Origin of the sequence: Clavibacter michiganensis, from assembly GCF_016907085.1 — a bacterium.
Classification (GTDB): Bacteria; Actinomycetota; Actinomycetes; order Actinomycetales; family Microbacteriaceae; genus Clavibacter; species Clavibacter michiganensis_O.
The window spans coordinates 378,287-393,850 of sequence record NZ_JAFBBJ010000001.1 but is presented as its reverse complement, the minus strand read 5'-3'; the positions used below and the strand labels follow the sequence as shown (position 1 = coordinate 393,850).

Sequence of the window (15,564 nt, the reverse complement as noted above, 5' to 3'; positions counted from 1 at the left end):
GACGCTCCCCTAGTTCTTGTCGAGGAAGGCGCGCTCCTCGTCGTCGAGCCGACGGGCGAGCGCGCGGGCGAGCGCGCGGTGGCCCTGGAGGTCAGGCGACGCCTCGAGCACGTCGTGGGCGTGCTCGCGCGCGGACTCGATGAGGTCGCCGTCCTGCGCGACCCGCAGCAGCCGGAGCGACGAGCGGCCGCCCGACTGGTTCGTGCCGAGGACGTTGCCCTCGCGACGGAGCTCGAGGTCGACGCGCGCGAGCTCGAAGCCGTCGAGGGTGGCGGCGACGGCGTCGACCCGCTCGCGCGCGACGGTCTCGGGTTCGGCGTGCGTGACCATGAGGCAGAGGCCCGGAACGCCGCCGCGGCCGACGCGGCCGCGCAGCTGGTGGAGCTGCGAGACGCCGAAGCGGTCGGCGTCGAGGATCACCATGGTCGAGGCGTTCGGCACGTCGACGCCGACCTCGATGACGGTGGTGGCCACGATGAGGTCGATGTCGCCCGCGGAGAAGGCGCGCATCACGCGGTCCTTCTCCTCCCCCGTCATGCGGCCGTGCAGCACGGCGCGGCGGACGGATCCGAGGCGCGGGTGCGCGCCGAGCAGCGCGTCGACCTCGGTGACCGTCGCGAGCGACGGTCGGGTGGGCGCGTCCTCCGCTCCCTCGCCGGCGTCCTCGTCCTCCGCCTCCGGATCCTGCGGGTCGATGGCGGGGCAGACGACGAACGCCTGGCGCCCCTTGTCGACCTCCTCCGCCGTGCGCTCCCAGACCCGCTCGATCCACCCCGGGTGCTCGTGCAGCGGGACGACGAACGACGCGATGGGCTGGCGCCCGCTCGGCAGCTCGGCGATGGTCGAGACGTCGAGGTCGCCGAACACCGTCATCGCGACCGTGCGCGGGATGGGCGTGGCCGTGAGCACGAGCACGTGCGGCGGGGTGCCGCCCTTCCGCCGGAGGGCCTCGCGCTGGTCGACGCCGAAGCGGTGCTGCTCGTCGACCACGACGAGGCCGAGGTCGAGGAACTCGACGCGGTCGCCGAGGAGCGCGTGCGTGCCGACGACGATGCGCGCCTGGCCGCTGACGATGCGCAGCAGCGCGCGCTTGCGCTCGGCGGTCGACAGCTGGCCGGTGAGGAGGGTGGGCATGAGCTCCGCCGCGAGATCGGGCCCGAGCGACGCCGTGAGCGAGCGCAGGTGCTGGCTCGCGAGCACCTCGGTGGGCGCGAGCAGCGCGGACTGGCCGCCCGTGTCGGCGACCGCGAGCATCGCCCGGAGCGCGACGAGCGTCTTGCCGGAGCCGACCTCGCCCTGCACGAGGCGGTTCATGGGCCAGGTGCGCGCCATGTCGGTCGCGATCTCCTCTCCCACGAGCCGCTGGTCGCCCGTGAGCTCGAAGGGCAGCTGGGCGTCGAGCCGGTCGAGGTGGCCGCCCGGGGTCGGGATCCGCGGGGTCGCCGGCAGCGCGCGGGCCGCCTGCCGCCGCTGCAGCAGCGCGGTCTGCAGGACGAACGCCTCCTGGAAGCGGAGCGCGTCGCGGCCGCGCTTCCAGTCGACGTCCTTCTCGGGCCGGTGCACGCCCTCGAGCGCCTCGCGGTACGGGAGGAGGCCGCGCTCGGCGCGCACGTCGGCGGGGACGGGATCCTCCAGGTCGTCGACCGCGTCGAGCGCCAGCTCCACCGACTTCGCGACCTGCCAGCTCGCCATCGAGGCGGTGGCCGGGTAGATGGGGATGGGCATCTCGGCCCAGCGGCGCGCGGCCGCGTCGGGCTCGCCGCCGGAGAGCTCGGGGCCCTCGTGCGCGTCGAAGAGCTCGTAGTCGGGGTGGGCGAGCTGGAGCGCGCCGCGGTAGTCGCTGACCTTGCCCGCGAAGATGCCGCGGACGCCCGGCACCAGGTCCTTGGCGCGCCACGCCTGGTTGAAGAAGGTGAGGGTGAGGAAGCCCCGGCCGTCGGTGATCCGCACCTCGAGGATGCTGCCGCGCCGGGCTCGCATGGGCCGCTCGCGCACCTCGCGCACCTCGGCGACGATGGTGGCCTGCTGGTCGACGGGCAGCTCGGCGAGGGCCGTGAGCTCGCCGCGGCGGGCGTAGCGGCGCGGGAGGTGCTCGAGGAGGTCGGCGACCGTGCGCAGGCCGAACGCCTTCTGCAGCACGCCCGCGGTGCGGCCGCCCACGACGCCCGCGAGCGCGGCGTCGGATCCGGTCATCCCCCGAGTGTACGAGGGGCGTCCGACGCGGGCGGCGCGGCCGGCGGTCCGCCCGCCGTCCCGTCGTCGGCTCCGTCGTCGGACCGCGGGCGGCGGCGGACGAGCGAGCGAGGGGCGACGAGCGCGAGGATCCGGTCGACACGTCCCGCGCGGGCGCCCAGAGCGTCGCCCAACACGACGAGCGCGGTGGCCTGCGCGGCACCGGCGGCGGCGTCCACCGGGACGTCGGCACGGGCGAAGCGCTCCCGCTCGCGCGCGGTGACCAGGAGGGCGACCGGCTCGGCGAGCGACGGGTCGTCGCCCTGGAGGCGGCGGCCGAGCTCGCGCGGCGACTCGGTGTCCGGCACGCGGATCCCGAGGTCCACCGCGCGGTCCTCCGCCTCGCGCCAGGCCGTGCCCGCCGGGGCGTCGCCCGTCTCGAGCGCGCGCAGCCGGCCGGCGCGGCGGGCGCGGCGCAGGAGGGCGGGAGCGGCGAGGAGCGCCAGCACGAGGAGCACGAGGGCGGCCGTGCCGAGGGCCGCCCACGGGATCCGGACGCCCGTGGCGCCGCTCGCGCCGGGCGCGGCCGACGCGGTGGGCGCGGGCGTCGCGGTCGGCGTCGCCTCGGCGGGTGCGCTCGGGGTCGCGGACGGCGTGGGCGCGGTGGTCGGGGCGGCAGACGGCTGGGCGTACGGCGCGGCCTGTCCGCGACCCGGCGTGGGCTCGAACGCGATCCAGCCGATGCCGGAGAAGTACAGCTCGGGCCAGGAGTGCAGGTCGTGGGATCCGACGCGGTAGGTGATGAGGTCGCCGTCGCGCCCCACCTGGTCGCCCGGCAGGTAGCCGACGGCCACGCGCGACGGGATGCCCGCCTCGCGCGCCATGATCGCCATGGCCGACGCGAAGTGCACGCAGTAGCCCGAGCGCACGCGGAGGAACTCCCCCACCACGTCGACGCCGCTGCCGTCGTAGCCCTGCTGGACGGGCGCGTCCTCCGAGTAGCGGAACTGCCCGCCCGTGAAGAACTCCTGGAGCGCGAGCGCCTGGTCGTACGGCGAGTCGATGCCGGCGAGGACGTCGGCCGTCGTCGAGGCGACGATGTCCGGGGTGCCCGAGGGGATCTGCAGGTACGGCCGGAGGTCGTCGTCGGTCGCGGGCGCGACGGCCTCAAGCTGCGCGCGCTCGGGGCGCGGCAGCTCGCTCGTCACGGTGTAGCTCTGGTCGCGGCTGTCGGAGTCCGAGGAGCGGATCGCGAGGCCCTGATCGGACCAGCGCCACGAGCCCTCGAGCCCGGTGACGCTGCGAGGCGCGTAGGGCGCGGGCAGCCACGCGCTCGAGGAGCCCTCGACCTGCACGCGCGCCTCCACCTCCTCGGCCGGCACGTCGGATCGGGAGCCGAGGTCCGGCCCGATCGCGTCGACGGTGTTCCCGTCCGGCGGGCGCAGCGGCGACGGCGCCCACTCGTCGCCCTCGAAGCGCGAGAGCGTCGTCACCTTGAAGTAGAGGGGCGTCGCGGACGCGGTCGAGTAGCGGAGCGCCTCGACGTCGACGGGTCGGCGGAGGTCGTCGCCGAGGTCGAGGATCGGGTTGACGACGCGCGAGCCGCCCTGGCCGGAGCCGGACGCCGTCGGGAAGGTCGCCGACGTGAGGCCCGGGACGATCGCGGGCGCGACGAGGGAGAGGACGACCGCGCCGCCCGCGAGCGCACCCGCGGAGGCGAGCGTCGTGCGCGCGGATCCCGCCGGGCGCCCCGACGAGTATCGGCGCGGGGCGGGCGGCGGGGCGGGGCGCGATCCCCCGAGCAGCCCGGACGCGTGCCAGCCGCCCTCCCGGTCCGTCTCGCGCGCGTCGGCCGCGAGCACCGCGAACCACGCGAGCGCCGTGACGGCGAAGGAGGCGACGGAGAACTCGCCCACGAGCACCGCGCCGGGGACCGAGACGAGCACGAGGAGCGGGAGCCCGGTGACCGCCGGCAGGCGGAGCGCGTGCGCGAGCACGTCGAGCACGACCGCGAGGGCGCCGATCGAGGCCACGATCACGAAGACGATGGACGCGAGCGGGGGCACGGGCGCCGACCGGCGGTAGATCTCCCCGCCCGCCTGCTCGCCCACGGCGAGGAGCGTGCGCACGGTCTCCGGGGTGGGGATCACGCCGAGCACGGCGGTCCGCCCCGCGAAGACGAGCGTGACGAGGAGCACGAGGAGCACGAGTCCGCCGAGCGAGGCGAGCAGGCGCGGCACGCCGGCGGAGCGCAGCAGGGCGGCGGATCCGAGCACGGCGGCGACCACCACGACGCAGAGGAGGAACCACGCGCCCGGCTCGACGAGCAGGTGGAGGCTGGCGGCTCCCGCGAGGAGGGCGACGCCCAGCGCGGCGGTGAGCGGCCAGCGGGCGGCGGCGCGCCCCGTTCCCGGGCGACCGCCACGACGGCCGGGGCCGGATCCGTCGCCGTGACCGCGTCCCCCGGGTCCGCCCGCGCGCTCCCCCGGCAGCGGGCGCGGCTCGACGGTCCAGTGCTCGCGGCCGCCGAGGCCGACGGCGTCGAGGTCGGTCATCGCGCCATCTCCTCGGTGCGGGCGGCGCGCCAGGCGTCGGCGGGTCGGGTGCCCTCGTCGAGGACCACCGTGCGCCAGCCGGCCTCGCGCAGGATCCGCAGGGCCTCTCGATCGTCGCGGCCGTCGACACGGCCCGCGTGCGCCAGGAACGCGACCGCGGGGCGGCACGCGGCGCCGAAGCCCGCGAGCCGCCGCGCCTCGTGCTCGTCGAGGTGGCCGAGGACGGCGTGGATGGGGACCGCGCGACGGCTGCGGCGCAGGTCGGCCAGGGCCTCCTGCACGCCGTCGCGGTCGGGGTCGACCGCCGCCGGCCGCACCTCGGCGAGATGCAGGAGCAGGTCGCCCTCGGCCGCGGCGTCGCCGGGGCGGGCGGCGACGGGGGCCTGGCGGTCGGATCCCTCGGCCGTCTCGATGAGGTGCACCGCGTACCCACCGCGCTGCAGGTGGACGCCCACCGACGCCGCGAACGCGACCGCGCGCTCGAAGGCGCGGTCGCCGTCCCCGTCGTCGTCCGCGTGCTGCGGGAAGCCGGCCGCGCGGGTGTCGAGGAGCACGAGCGAGCGCGGGCTCGACCGCTGCTCCTCCTGCCGCACCATGAGCTCACCGTGCCGGGCGGTCGCGCGCCAGTGGACGCGGCGGAGCGGATCCCCCGCCCGGTACTCACGCGTGCCGAGGTCGTCCTCGCCGCCGTCGGCGCGGCGCTGCACGCGCTCGGATTCGCCCTCGGACGAGACCTGCCCGCCCGGCTCGGCCTCGAGGTCGGCGAGGCGCGGGGTCACGACGAGGCGCGAGGTGCCGCCCGCGACGTGCCGCAGCCCCATCAGGCGGAACGGGTCGTGCTCCTCGACGGCGAGCGGGCCCACCTCGTGAACGCCGCGGCGCTCGGGCGTGAGGTCGTAGCGGAGGACGGGCCGGGCGGTGGATCGGCGGGATCCGCGCGCGAGCCCGCGCATCGACGGCAGCTCGGCGGGAGGCGTGGCGCCGTCGGATCCGGGCACGAGGTCGAGCGCCCAGGAGCGGGGCGTCGGCATGGTGCCGGCGTTCGCGACGGACACGGTCACGGTCGTCGCCGTGCCCGACTCGACGACCGCGGACGTGAAGGTGCGCTCCACGTGCAGCCGCACCCGCGCGATCACGAGCCAGGCGGCGGCGAGCAGCGGGAGCGCGAGGAGAGCGACGCCGATGAAGACGAACTCGCGTCGCCCCGCGATGAACGCGCCCGCGAAGGCGGCCACCCCGGCGGCGAGCAGGGCGATCCCGCGGAGGGTCGGGTGCGGGACGGCCTCGATGCCGATCCGGCGCATCAGGCGCGCGAGCGGCGGCACGGGGTCAGCGCGTCCGTCCGGCGGCGCTCAGCGGCACGGCGGTCGAGGAGACGATGCGCTCGAGGATCTCGACCACGGCGGCCTGGCCGCTACCGCGCTGGCCCAGCGCCCGGCCGGTCGCGACGAGCCGGTGCGCGAGCACGGGCGCGGCGAGGGCGTCGACGTCGTCGGGCAGCACGAAGTCGCGCCCGTCGAGCGCCGCCCGCGTCTTGGCGGCCCGGATGAGCTGCAGCGTGGCGCGGGGGCTCGCGCCGAGGCGGATGTCCTCGTGGCCGCGCGTGGCCTGCACGATCGCGACGGCGTAGCGCGACACGGGGTCGGACACGTAGACGCCGCGGGCCGCGTGCATCATCGCGTCGAGGTCCTCCGCGTCGACCACGGGCCGCAGCTCGTCGAGCGGGCTCACGGTGTCGCGCGAGCGGAGCATGGCGAGCTCCGCGGAGGCGTCGGGGTAGCCCATCGAGATACGTGCCATGAAGCGGTCGCGCTGCGCCTCGGGGAGCGCGTACGTGCCCTCCATCTCGACCGGGTTCTGCGTCGCGACCACGGTGAAGGGCTGCTGCAGCGGATGCGTGACGCCGTCGACCGTGACCTGCCCCTCCTCCATGCACTCCAGGAGCGCCGACTGCGTCTTGGGGCTCGCGCGGTTGATCTCGTCGCCGATGACGATGTTGGCGAACACGGCGCCCGGCTGGAACTCGAAGCGGTGGTCGGCCTGGCTGTAGACGGAGACGCCCGTGACGTCCGAGGGCAGCAGGTCGGGCGTGAACTGGATCCGGTTCACGGTGCAGTCGACGCTGCGCGCGAGCGCCTTGGCGAGCATGGTCTTGCCGACGCCGGGCACGTCCTCGATGAGGAGGTGGCCGCCGGAGAGGAACACGGTGAGCGCCATGCGGGTGGCGTCGTGCTTGCCGGACATGACGGAGTCGATGTTCGCGAGGATGAGGTCGGCGAGCCGGCGCACCTCCTCCAGCGGCATGGCGGGCGCGCCGTGGGTGCGGTCGGCCTGACGCGCGGCGGCGCGGATGCGGGCGGGGGGCTGTGCCGACCCGGCGTGCAGGGGGACGGACTCGGACTCGGGACTCGTCACGGAGGTCCTCCAGCGTCGTGGGCGTCTTGGCAGCATACGTCAGGGATCCGGGAGCGTCCGGCCCGCCTCCGGGGGCGGACATGCCGGGTAGCGTGGTCGCCCGTGCACCCCGCTCCGAACGCCGCCGTCCCGCGACCCGCCGGGCGTCCGTCGTGACCCGCATCGTCGCCGGGTTCGCCGGCTCCCTGGTCCTCCGCGTGCCCCGGACGGGCACGCGCCCCACGAGCGACCGCGTGCGCGAGGCCCTGTTCTCCGGGCTCGAGGCCCGGGACGCGCTCGACGGCGCGCGCGTCCTCGACCTGTACGCCGGATCCGGGGCGCTCGGCCTCGAGGCCGCCAGCCGCGGCGCGTGCGAGGTCGTCCTCGTGGAGCGCGCGGTGCCCGCGGCCGCCGTCTGCCGGTCGAACGCGGGGATCGTCGAGCGCGCGGCCCCGCCCGCCTCCGTGCCGCGGATCCGCGTGGCAGCCCAGAGCGTGCGCGCGTTCCTCGCGGGCGACCGCGGCGCGTACGACGTCGCGTTCCTGGATCCGCCCTACGAGGTCGGCGACGCGGAGCTCGCGGAGGAGCTGGCCGCGCTCGTGCCGCGGCTCGTCGACGGCGCCGTGGTCATGGTCGAGCGCAGCGCGCGCTCCGCCGAACCGGCGTGGCCCGCGGGGATCGCGCTCGACCGCAGGAAGGTGTACGGCGACACGGTCGTGTGGTGGGCGGTCGCCGAGACGCCCGACGATGACGACGCGGACGAGCCCGCGCCCTAGCGCGCCCCGTCCCAGTCGGCGTACGGGTCCCAGCCGCCGAGCGCCGTGTCCGGGCCGGAGTAGGGCGCGCCGTCGACCGTCACGGCCGGGCCGTCCGGCCCTGCGGCCGCGACCACGCCGATCGCGCGGAACGGATCCGGCAGCGTCGCGCCCGCCGGGAACGCCGCGACCAGCGCGTGGTCCTCGCCCCCGGTGAGGACGAGGTCGAGCGCCACGGGTTGCAGCGACGGGTGCGCGGCGGCGACGCGACGCGCGTCGTCGGCGAGGGCGGCCGATCCGAGGTCGACGGCCACCCCGCTCGCGCGCGCCAGGCGGCCGAGGTCGAGCAGGAGCCCGTCGGAGACGTCGAGCATGGCGGTCGCGCCGGCGAGGGCCGCGTCGACGCCGGCCGTCAGGGGCGCGACGGGCGCGAGCTGCGCCTCGACCGCGGCGGGGTGCGCCGCCCGCAGCGCCCGGGCGAGCGCCGCGTCGGGGACGAGCGCGCCGTCGGGGCCCGGGATCCGCGCGTGGTCGAACAGGAGGCGGACCCCGGCCGCGGCCATGCCGAGCGCGCCGGCCACCGCGATCACGTCGCCGGGTCGCGCGCCCGAGCGCAGCACGGGGTCGCGCCCCTCGAGGTCGCCCGTGGCCGTGATCGTGATCACCAGCGCGTCCGAGACGGAGAGGTCGCCGCCCACGACGCCGCAGCCGGGCGCCTGGAGCAGGCAGCCCTCGCGGAGGCCGTCGGCGAGGGCCTCGAGGTCCGCGACCGGCGTGCTGGCGGGCGCCGCGATGGCGACGAGGAGAGCGGTCGGCCGGGCGCCCATGGCGGCGACGTCCGCGAGGTTCGAGGTGGCCGCGCGGCGTCCGAGGTCGTGCGGGGTCGACCAGGCCAGGCGGAAGTCCGGGCCCTCGATCATCATGTCGGTCGTGATCACGAACCGGCCGTCGGGCGCCCGCACGACCGCGCAGTCGTCGCCCGGGCCGACCTCGGCGTCGTCCGCGGCGGGCAGGTGCGGCAGGATCCGCGCCAGGGTCGCCAGCTCCCCCGCGCTCCCGAGGGTGGCCCCGTCGTCGGCACCGCCGACCCCGGCCGGCGCGCTGGCCCCGTCGGTCGGATCCGCGGCTGAGGGCGTCCCAGGAGTCGTCACGACTGCCACGGTAGCCTGATCGCGATGACTCCCCGCCGCCCCGCCCGCGCCCTGCTGCGCCCCGTCGCCGCCGCGGCCGCCGCATGCGGCATCGCCCTCGCCGTCGCCGGCTGCGCCCCCACGGTCTCCCTCGAGGCGGCCCCCGGCGCGACCGACCCGCTGTGCGCCGACGTGGTCGTCCACCTCCCCGCGACGCTCGGCACCGCGCCCCTGCGTGAGACCGACGCGCAGGGCACCGGCGCGTGGGGTGACCCGCAGAGCACCGTGATCCTCCGCTGCGGCGTCGCGACGCCCGGCCCCACGACCGACGCGTGCATCAGCTACGACGACGTCGACTGGGTCGAGGACGACTCGCGCGCCCCCGACATTCGCTACACGACCTACGGCCGCACGCCCGCCGTGGAGGTCGTCATCGACTCGACGCAGGCCAGCTACACCGCGCTCACCGACCTCAGCGGCGTCGTCACGGTCATCCCCCAGACGGCCAAGTGCGTCAGCGCGCAGGACCTGGGCGACGCGCCGCCTCCGGGGAGCTGACCGGCAGCGATCCCGTCGGCACGGATCCCGTGCCCACGGCCCGCTCCCGCCCGGGGACCGCCGTGCGACGCGCCCCGCGCTCGTGGATCATCCGTCGGCCGGTGCGCCACCAGCGCAGCCACGGCAGCTCGTGCGGCCAGTGCACGGTCAGCGACGCCATGCCGCGGCTCATCCGGAGCGGCAGGGTCGACGGCCGGGTGAGCGGACGCATGCTGATCCCCATGCCGAGATGCGGGTCGAGGACGATGCGGCGCTCGGGGCCGAGGTGCACGGACAGGTCGATGTCGTCGTGCAGGTGCGTGCCCTCGCGGTGCACCTCGTCGCGCACGGCGAGCCAGGCGTCGCGGCGGAGCGCGAAGTTGGATCCGAACAGCGGCGGGTGCCCGAGCGCGAGCGTCACGGAGGCGAAGTAGGCGCCGAGGTAGGCGACCGCCGCGATCCCGCGGAGCGCGCGGGGCCCGTCGACGAACCGCGCGGCGCCCGTGACGGCGGCGACGTCGGGACGTGCGGCGAGCACGTCCCCGAGCCGCTCGATCCAGTCGGCCGGCGGCACGCAGTCGGCGTCGAGCCGGGCGATGACCTCCGAGCGCGCGGCGTCGTAGCCGGCGGACGCGGCCGCGGGGATCCCCTGCACGGGCTCGTGCACGACGCGCGCGCCCGCCCCGCGCGCCACGTCCGCGCTGTCGTCGCGCGACGCGTTGTCGACGACCACGACCTCGTCGGGCGCGACGGTCTGCCCGGCGAGGGCCCGGAGGCACGCGCGCAGGTGCCCCGCGTCGTCGCGCACGGGGATGACGACGGAGACGGTGGGGCGCACGGGCGCCGGCGCGCGGGCGGCCGTCTGCCCGCCGCGGGCGCGGTCCCCGAGCCGCAGGAGCCGGCCGGATCGGGCGTCGGGATGGAGGCGGGGCCGGGCGACGGATCGTCCTACGAGCATGCGCCCGAGCCTAGGCTCATCGGCCCTCGACGACCGGCGTCAGGCGCGGGCGCCATCCGCCTCCCACGCGAGCGCCACGTCCAGCAGGCGCGAGATGAGGTCCGGGTACGCGAGGCCCGACGCCTCCCAGCAGGCGGGGAACATCGAGATGGGCGTGAAGCCCGGCATCGTGTTGACCTCGTTGAGCACGAAGCCGTCGGCCGTGAGGAAGAAGTCCACGCGCGCGAGCCCGCGGCCGTCGACGGCGCGGAAGGCGCGGATCGACAGCTCCCGCAGCTCGGCGAGCTCGGCGTCGGTGACGTCGGCGGGGCACACCAGGTCGATGCCGTCCGCCCCGAGGTACTTCGCGTCGAAGTCGTAGAAGTCGCGGCCGGACACCACGATCTCGCCCGCGACGGAGGCGCTGGGCTCGCGGCCCGGGCCCTCGTCGAGGATCGCGCACTCGACCTCGCGGCCGACGAGGCCCGACTCGACGAGCACGCGGTCGTCCTCCCGGAAGGCGACCTCGAGGGCGGCGTCGAGCCCGTCGGCCGCGGCGACGCGGCTCACGCCCACGCTGGATCCGGCGCGCGCGGGCTTCACGAACGCCGGAAGCCCGAGCGCGGCGGCCCGCTCCCGGACACCGGCGGCGTCGGCGGCCCACTCGTGGCGCGAGACCGTGATCCACGGCGCCACCGCGATGCCCACGGCGCTCAGGACGGTCTTCGCGTAGTGCTTGTCCATGCCGAGCGCGGAGGCGAGCACGCCGGATCCGACGTACGGCAGGCCTGCGAGCTCGAGCATGCCCTGCACGGTCCCGTCCTCTCCCTGCGTGCCGTGCAGGATCGGGAACACGAGGTCGACCCGGCCGAGCGAGCGCTCCGTGCCGTCGGCCTCGCGCACCGTGAGCTCGCGGCTGCCCGCGTCCTCGGGCCAGCGCACGCGCGTGCCGTTGTCGGCCACCCGGGGCAGGGCGTCAGCGTCGAGGGCGAGGGCGGATGCGTCGTCCTCCTGGAGCGTGAAGGCCCCGGCGGGCGTGATGCCCACGGGGATCACCTCGAACCGCTCCCGGTCGATGGCGCCCAGCACGCCGCTCGCGGTCGCGCAGCTGATGGAGTGCTCGCTGGAGGTGCCGCCGAAGAGCAGCACCACCCGGATCCGTGCGGTCATGGTCACTCCCCCTGGGGTGTGTCGTCGTCGGTGGTCAGATGGGGCGCGATGTCGCGCGGTGACAGCGTGCCCGCCAGCACCTGCGACACCTGCTCGACGATCGGCATGAGCACGCCGCGCTGACGGGCGAGCTCGAGCACGGGCGCGACGGAGGAGAGCCCCTCGGCCGTCTGCTGCATGCTCTTCACGACGTCGGTGAAGCTGTAGCCCTGGCCGAGCAGGCGGCCCGCGGTGTTGTTGCGGGACAGCGAGGACTCGCACGTCGCGATGAGGTCGCCCAGGCCCGCGAGCCCCGCGAGCGTCTCGGCGCGCGCGCCGTACGCCACGGAGAACGCCGTCATCTCGGCGAGGCCGCGCGTGATGATCGACGCCTTCGTGTTCTCGCCGTAGCCGACGCCGTCCACGATCCCCACCGCGACCGCGATGAGGTTCTTCAGCACCCCGCCGAACTCGGTCCCGATCACGTCGGTGTTCACGAACGAGCGGAAGTAGGAGCTCCGGGCGATCTTCGCCACGCGCTCCGCGGTCGCCTGGTCCGCGGACGACACGACGACCGCGGTCGGCTGCTCCCGGGCGATCTCGAGCGCGAGGTTCGGGCCCGACGCCACGGCGATCCGCTCCGGGCCGATCCCGAGGACCTCCGCGATCACCTCGCTCATCCGGAGGCCGGTGCCCTTCTCCACGCCCTTCATGAGGCTCACGACCACGGCGTCGGACGGGATGAGGTCACGCGCCGCCTCGAGGTTGGCGCGCAGGGTCTGGCTCGGCACGGACACGAACACGTCCGTGGCGCCCGCGAGCACGCGCGCGAGCGACGGGTCGGCGGTGAGCCGCTGCGGCAGGTTGATCCCCGGCAGGTAGTCGCTGTTGCGCTTGGCCTCGGTGATCTCCCGGGCGAGCTCGGGCCGCCGGGCCCACATGACGACGTCGGCGCCGCCGTCGGCCATCACCTTGGCGAACGTGGTGCCCCAGCTGCCGGCGCCGAGGACGACGATGCGGCGCCGCTCCCCGGCGTCCGGGTCGGGCGGCGATGCGGCGGGTGCGAGGGTCGGGCGCGCGGTCGCGTCACTCAAATCGGCCGGTCTCCTTCTGGTTCTTCGAGCGGGGATCCCACCGCTCGGTCGGGGCGGTCTCGCCGCGCAGCTCCTCCACGAGCCGGGTGATGGCGGCCATGACGACGGCGGTCGCCTCGGTGAGGGTCGCGGAGTCGAGGCTCCGGTCGCGGAAGCGGTCGAGGTCGACAGGCTCGCCGATGACGACGTGGATCGTCTTCCGCGGGAAGAGCCGCACGCGCTTCGAGTAGCGGCCCATGAGCTCCTGCGTGCCCCAGTGGGCGGCGGGGATGACGGGGATCCCGGCCTGCAGGGCGAGGCGCACGGCACCGGTCTTGCCGCGCATGGGCCAGAGGTCGGGGTCGCGCGTGAGGGTCCCCTCGGGGTACACGACGACGATGCGGCCGTCGCGCGCGAGGTCGGACGCGGCCTCGATCGCCTGGCCGCCGCGGACGCCGCCGTCGCGCTGCACGGGGATCTGGCCGGAGCGGCGGAGGAACCAGCCGACCACCGGCACGTCGAAGAGCGACGCCTTCGCGAGGAAGCGGGGCAGGCGCCCGAGCTTCCACGCCACGGCGCCCATCACGACCGGGTCGATCTCGCTGTAGTGGTTCGGCGCGAGCACGTACGAGCCGGTCTTCGGCAGCCGCTCGGGGTTCCGGATCTCGAACCGCACGGCCGCGTTGAGCACCGGCAGCACCAGGGCGGCCAGCACCCAGAAGATCGACGGTCGGGCCTTCTCGTTCGCCATGGATCCTCCGGTCGGGTCGCGGTCGTCGTCGGTCGCCCGCCGGGATCCACCCGGCGGAGGGCCGGGCGCGTCCGTCATGGACGCGCCCGGCCGGCGTGGGCGGCGCGGGCACCGCCGGCGAGGCTATCCCTCGTAGGAGAAGTCCGCGCCCAGCTGGCGCAGCTTCCCGATGAAGTCCTCGTAGCCGCGGGAGATGATCCCGACGTTGCTGACGGTGGACCGGCCCTCGGCCGTGAGCGCGGCGATGAGGTGGCTGAACCCGCCGCGGAGGTCGGGCACCGTGATGTCCGCGCCGTGCAGGTGCGTCGGCCCGGTGATGACCGCGGCCTGCTCGAAGTCGCGACGCGCCACGCGTCGCTCGTGGCCCTCGAGGCCCTCCTTGTGCACCACGATGTCGGCGCCCATCTCGTTGAGCGCGTCCGTGAACCCGAAGCGGTTCTCGTACACGGTCTCGTGGATGATCGAGACGCCGGGCGCCTGCGTGAGCGCCACGACGAGCGGCTGCTGCCAGTCCGTCATGAAGCCGGGGTGCACGTCGGTCTCGATGACCACGGGCTTGAGGTCGCCGCCCGGGTGGTAGAACCGGATGCCGTCCTCCTCGATGTCGAACGCGCCGCCGACCTTCCGGAACACGTTGAGGAAGGTCATCATCTCGGCCTGGCGCACGCCGCCGACGAAGATGTCGCCGCCGGTCGCGAGCGCGGCAGACGCCCAGCTCGCGGCCTCGTTGCGGTCGAAGAGCGCGCGGTGCGTGTAGCCCTCGAGGCGGTCGACGCCCTCGATGAGGATCACGCGATTCGGCTCCACGGAGATGATCGCGCCCATCTTCTGCAGGATCGCGATGAGGTCCATGATCTCGGGCTCGATGGCCGCGTTCTTCAGCTCCGTGATCCCCTTCGCGCGGACGCCCGTGAGCAGCACCTGCTCGGTGGCGCCGACGCTCGGGTAGGGCAGCTCGACGTTCGCGCCCTTCAGGCCGTCCGGCGCCGTGAGGCGGATGCCGCTCGGCAGCTTCTCGACGACGGCGCCGAACGCGCGCAGCGCGTCGAGGTGGAAGTCGATGGGGCGGTCGCCGATGCGGCAGCCGCCGAGGTCGGGGATGAACGCCTCGCCGAGGCGGTGCAGCAGCGGCCCGCAGAAGAGGATCGGGATCCGGGAGCTGCCGGCGTGCGCGTCGATGTCCGCCATGTGGGCGCTCTCGACGTCCTTCGGGTCGAGGATGAGGTCGCCCTCCTGCTCGCCCTTGCGGAGCGTGACGCCGTGCACCTCGAGGAGCCCGGAGACGACGCGGACGTCGCTGATGTCGGGCACCGAGCGCAGGAGGCTGGGGCTCTCGCCGAGGAGCGAGGCGACCATGGCCTTCGTGGCCAGGTTCTTGGCCCCGCGCACCTCGATGCGGCCGCGCAGCGGGATGCCGCCGTTGATCACGATGGAGTCGGACAGGAGGCCCACCCGCTCCCCCGCCTTCTTGGCGTCGCTGACTAGTGAGTTCATTCAGTTCTCCAGAGCTGCCGGCCGGGCCGGCAAGGTGCGCGGGCGCCATGCGGCCCGTCGTGATTCGAAGGTGGTGATGGCGTCCTCGTCCCGGAGGGTGAGGGCGATGTCGTCGAGCCCCTCGAGGAGCCGCCACCGAGTGTATTCGTCGATCTCGAACGGGACCGTCAGGCCGGGTGCCGTGGCGATCCGCTCGACGAGGTCGACGGTGAGGTCGAGTCCGGGCTCCGCGTCCATCGCGGCCCACAGCCTCTCGACGTCGTCCTCCGTCACGATCCCCGTGAGGAGGCCCTGCTTCCCGGAGTTGCCCCGGAAGATGTCGCCGAACCTCGGGCTGAGCACGGCCCGGAAGCCGTAGTCGCGCAGCGCCCACACGGCGTGCTCGCGGGACGAGCCCGTGCCGAAGTCCGGACCGGCGACGAGGACGGTGGCGCCCTCGTATGCCGGCTGGTTGACGAAGAACGCGGGGTCCTTGCGCCACTGGAAGAAGAGGGCGTCCTCGAAGCCGGTCTTGGTGACGCGCTTCAGGAACTGCGAGGGGACGATCTGGTCGGTGTCGACGTTCGACCGCTTGAGCGGCACCCCGGTGCCGGTGACGCGGGTGATGGGCTCCATGC

The 15,564-nt window shown here is 75.4% G+C and carries 13 protein-coding genes; 2 read left to right on the top strand and 11 right to left on the bottom strand.

What is annotated here, in order from left to right; all coding sequences use genetic code 11:
• Positions 1-9: 9 nt before the first annotated feature.
• The 4 genes from JOE38_RS01770 to JOE38_RS01755 are packed head-to-tail and all read right to left on the bottom strand — an operon-like array spanning position 10 to position 7,031.
• Positions 10-2,193 carry an ATP-dependent DNA helicase RecG gene (locus JOE38_RS01770; protein ID WP_204574600.1) on the bottom strand — a complete coding sequence of 728 codons (2,184 nt, stop codon included), beginning with the start codon at positions 2,191-2,193 and terminating at the stop codon, positions 10-12.
• Positions 2,190-4,727: a transglutaminase TgpA family protein gene (locus JOE38_RS01765; RefSeq protein ID WP_204574599.1), complete on the bottom strand. Its 2,538-nt coding sequence runs from the start codon at positions 4,725-4,727 to the stop codon at positions 2,190-2,192. The genes JOE38_RS01770 and JOE38_RS01765 overlap by 4 nt, the downstream gene beginning before the upstream one ends.
• Entirely contained in the window at positions 4,724-6,052 is a 1,329-nt protein-coding gene (locus JOE38_RS01760; RefSeq protein ID WP_307838817.1) for a DUF58 domain-containing protein, read from the bottom strand. The genes JOE38_RS01765 and JOE38_RS01760 overlap by 4 nt, the downstream gene beginning before the upstream one ends.
• Positions 6,053-6,056: 4 nt before the next feature.
• Positions 6,057-7,031, bottom strand: a complete 975-nt coding sequence (locus JOE38_RS01755; protein WP_204577105.1) for an AAA family ATPase — start codon at positions 7,029-7,031, stop codon at positions 6,057-6,059.
• Between the two features lie 263 nt (positions 7,032-7,294).
• On the opposite strand from JOE38_RS01755, the gene rsmD reads away from it, so the two are divergent.
• On the top strand, positions 7,295-7,897 hold the full coding sequence (gene rsmD / locus JOE38_RS01750; RefSeq protein ID WP_204574598.1) for a 16S rRNA (guanine(966)-N(2))-methyltransferase RsmD: 603 nt from the start codon (positions 7,295-7,297) through the stop codon (positions 7,895-7,897).
• Here the strand turns inward: rsmD and JOE38_RS01745 are convergent.
• Entirely contained in the window at positions 7,894-9,027 is a 1,134-nt protein-coding gene (locus JOE38_RS01745; RefSeq protein WP_204574597.1) for a thiamine-phosphate kinase, read from the bottom strand. The genes rsmD and JOE38_RS01745 overlap by 4 nt on opposite strands.
• Positions 9,028-9,051: 24 nt before the next feature.
• On the opposite strand from JOE38_RS01745, the gene JOE38_RS01740 reads away from it, so the two are divergent.
• On the top strand, positions 9,052-9,564 hold the full coding sequence (locus tag JOE38_RS01740) for a DUF3515 family protein (RefSeq protein ID WP_204574596.1): 513 nt from the start codon (positions 9,052-9,054) through the stop codon (positions 9,562-9,564).
• Here JOE38_RS01740 and JOE38_RS01735 read toward each other — a convergent pair.
• The 6 genes from JOE38_RS01735 to leuD form a co-directional block, all read right to left on the bottom strand.
• Positions 9,521-10,501, bottom strand: a complete 981-nt coding sequence (locus tag JOE38_RS01735; protein ID WP_204574595.1) for a glycosyltransferase family 2 protein — start codon at positions 10,499-10,501, stop codon at positions 9,521-9,523. The genes JOE38_RS01740 and JOE38_RS01735 overlap by 44 nt on opposite strands.
• Positions 10,502-10,540: 39 nt before the next feature.
• Positions 10,541-11,650, bottom strand: coding sequence for a D-alanine--D-alanine ligase family protein (locus tag JOE38_RS01730; RefSeq protein ID WP_204574594.1), 1,110 nt, complete (start codon positions 11,648-11,650; stop codon positions 10,541-10,543).
• A gap of 2 nt (positions 11,651-11,652) precedes the next feature.
• Positions 11,653-12,723: an NAD(P)H-dependent glycerol-3-phosphate dehydrogenase gene (locus tag JOE38_RS01725; RefSeq protein WP_204574593.1), complete on the bottom strand. Its 1,071-nt coding sequence runs from the start codon at positions 12,721-12,723 to the stop codon at positions 11,653-11,655.
• Positions 12,716-13,453, bottom strand: coding sequence for a lysophospholipid acyltransferase family protein (locus JOE38_RS01720; RefSeq protein ID WP_204574592.1), 738 nt, complete (start codon positions 13,451-13,453; stop codon positions 12,716-12,718). Before JOE38_RS01720 ends, JOE38_RS01725 begins: the two co-directional genes overlap by 8 nt.
• 123 nt (positions 13,454-13,576) lie before the next feature.
• Entirely contained in the window at positions 13,577-14,947 is a 1,371-nt protein-coding gene (gene murA / locus JOE38_RS01715) for a UDP-N-acetylglucosamine 1-carboxyvinyltransferase (protein ID WP_045527471.1), read from the bottom strand.
• On the bottom strand, positions 14,948-15,562 hold the full coding sequence (gene leuD, locus JOE38_RS01710) for a 3-isopropylmalate dehydratase small subunit (RefSeq protein ID WP_204574591.1): 615 nt from the start codon (positions 15,560-15,562) through the stop codon (positions 14,948-14,950).
• Positions 15,563-15,564 lie beyond the last annotated feature (2 nt).

Coding starts and splice junctions, on each gene's coding strand:
- JOE38_RS01735 (WP_204574595.1), bottom strand. CDS start 10,501: ATGCTCGTAGGACGATCCGTCGCCCGGCCCCGCCTCCATCCCGACGCC.
- JOE38_RS01720 (WP_204574592.1), bottom strand. CDS start 13,453: ATGGCGAACGAGAAGGCCCGACCGTCGATCTTCTGGGTGCTGGCCGCC.
- JOE38_RS01740 (WP_204574596.1), top strand. CDS start 9,052: ATGACTCCCCGCCGCCCCGCCCGCGCCCTGCTGCGCCCCGTCGCCGCC.
- JOE38_RS01770 (WP_204574600.1), bottom strand. CDS start 2,193: ATGACCGGATCCGACGCCGCGCTCGCGGGCGTCGTGGGCGGCCGCACC.
- murA (WP_045527471.1), bottom strand. CDS start 14,947: ATGAACTCACTAGTCAGCGACGCCAAGAAGGCGGGGGAGCGGGTGGGC.
- JOE38_RS01755 (WP_204577105.1), bottom strand. CDS start 7,031: ATGCCGCTGGAGGAGGTGCGCCGGCTCGCCGACCTCATCCTCGCGAAC.
- JOE38_RS01765 (WP_204574599.1), bottom strand. CDS start 4,727: ATGACCGACCTCGACGCCGTCGGCCTCGGCGGCCGCGAGCACTGGACC.
- JOE38_RS01730 (WP_204574594.1), bottom strand. CDS start 11,650: ATGACCGCACGGATCCGGGTGGTGCTGCTCTTCGGCGGCACCTCCAGC.
- leuD (WP_204574591.1), bottom strand. CDS start 15,562: ATGGAGCCCATCACCCGCGTCACCGGCACCGGGGTGCCGCTCAAGCGG.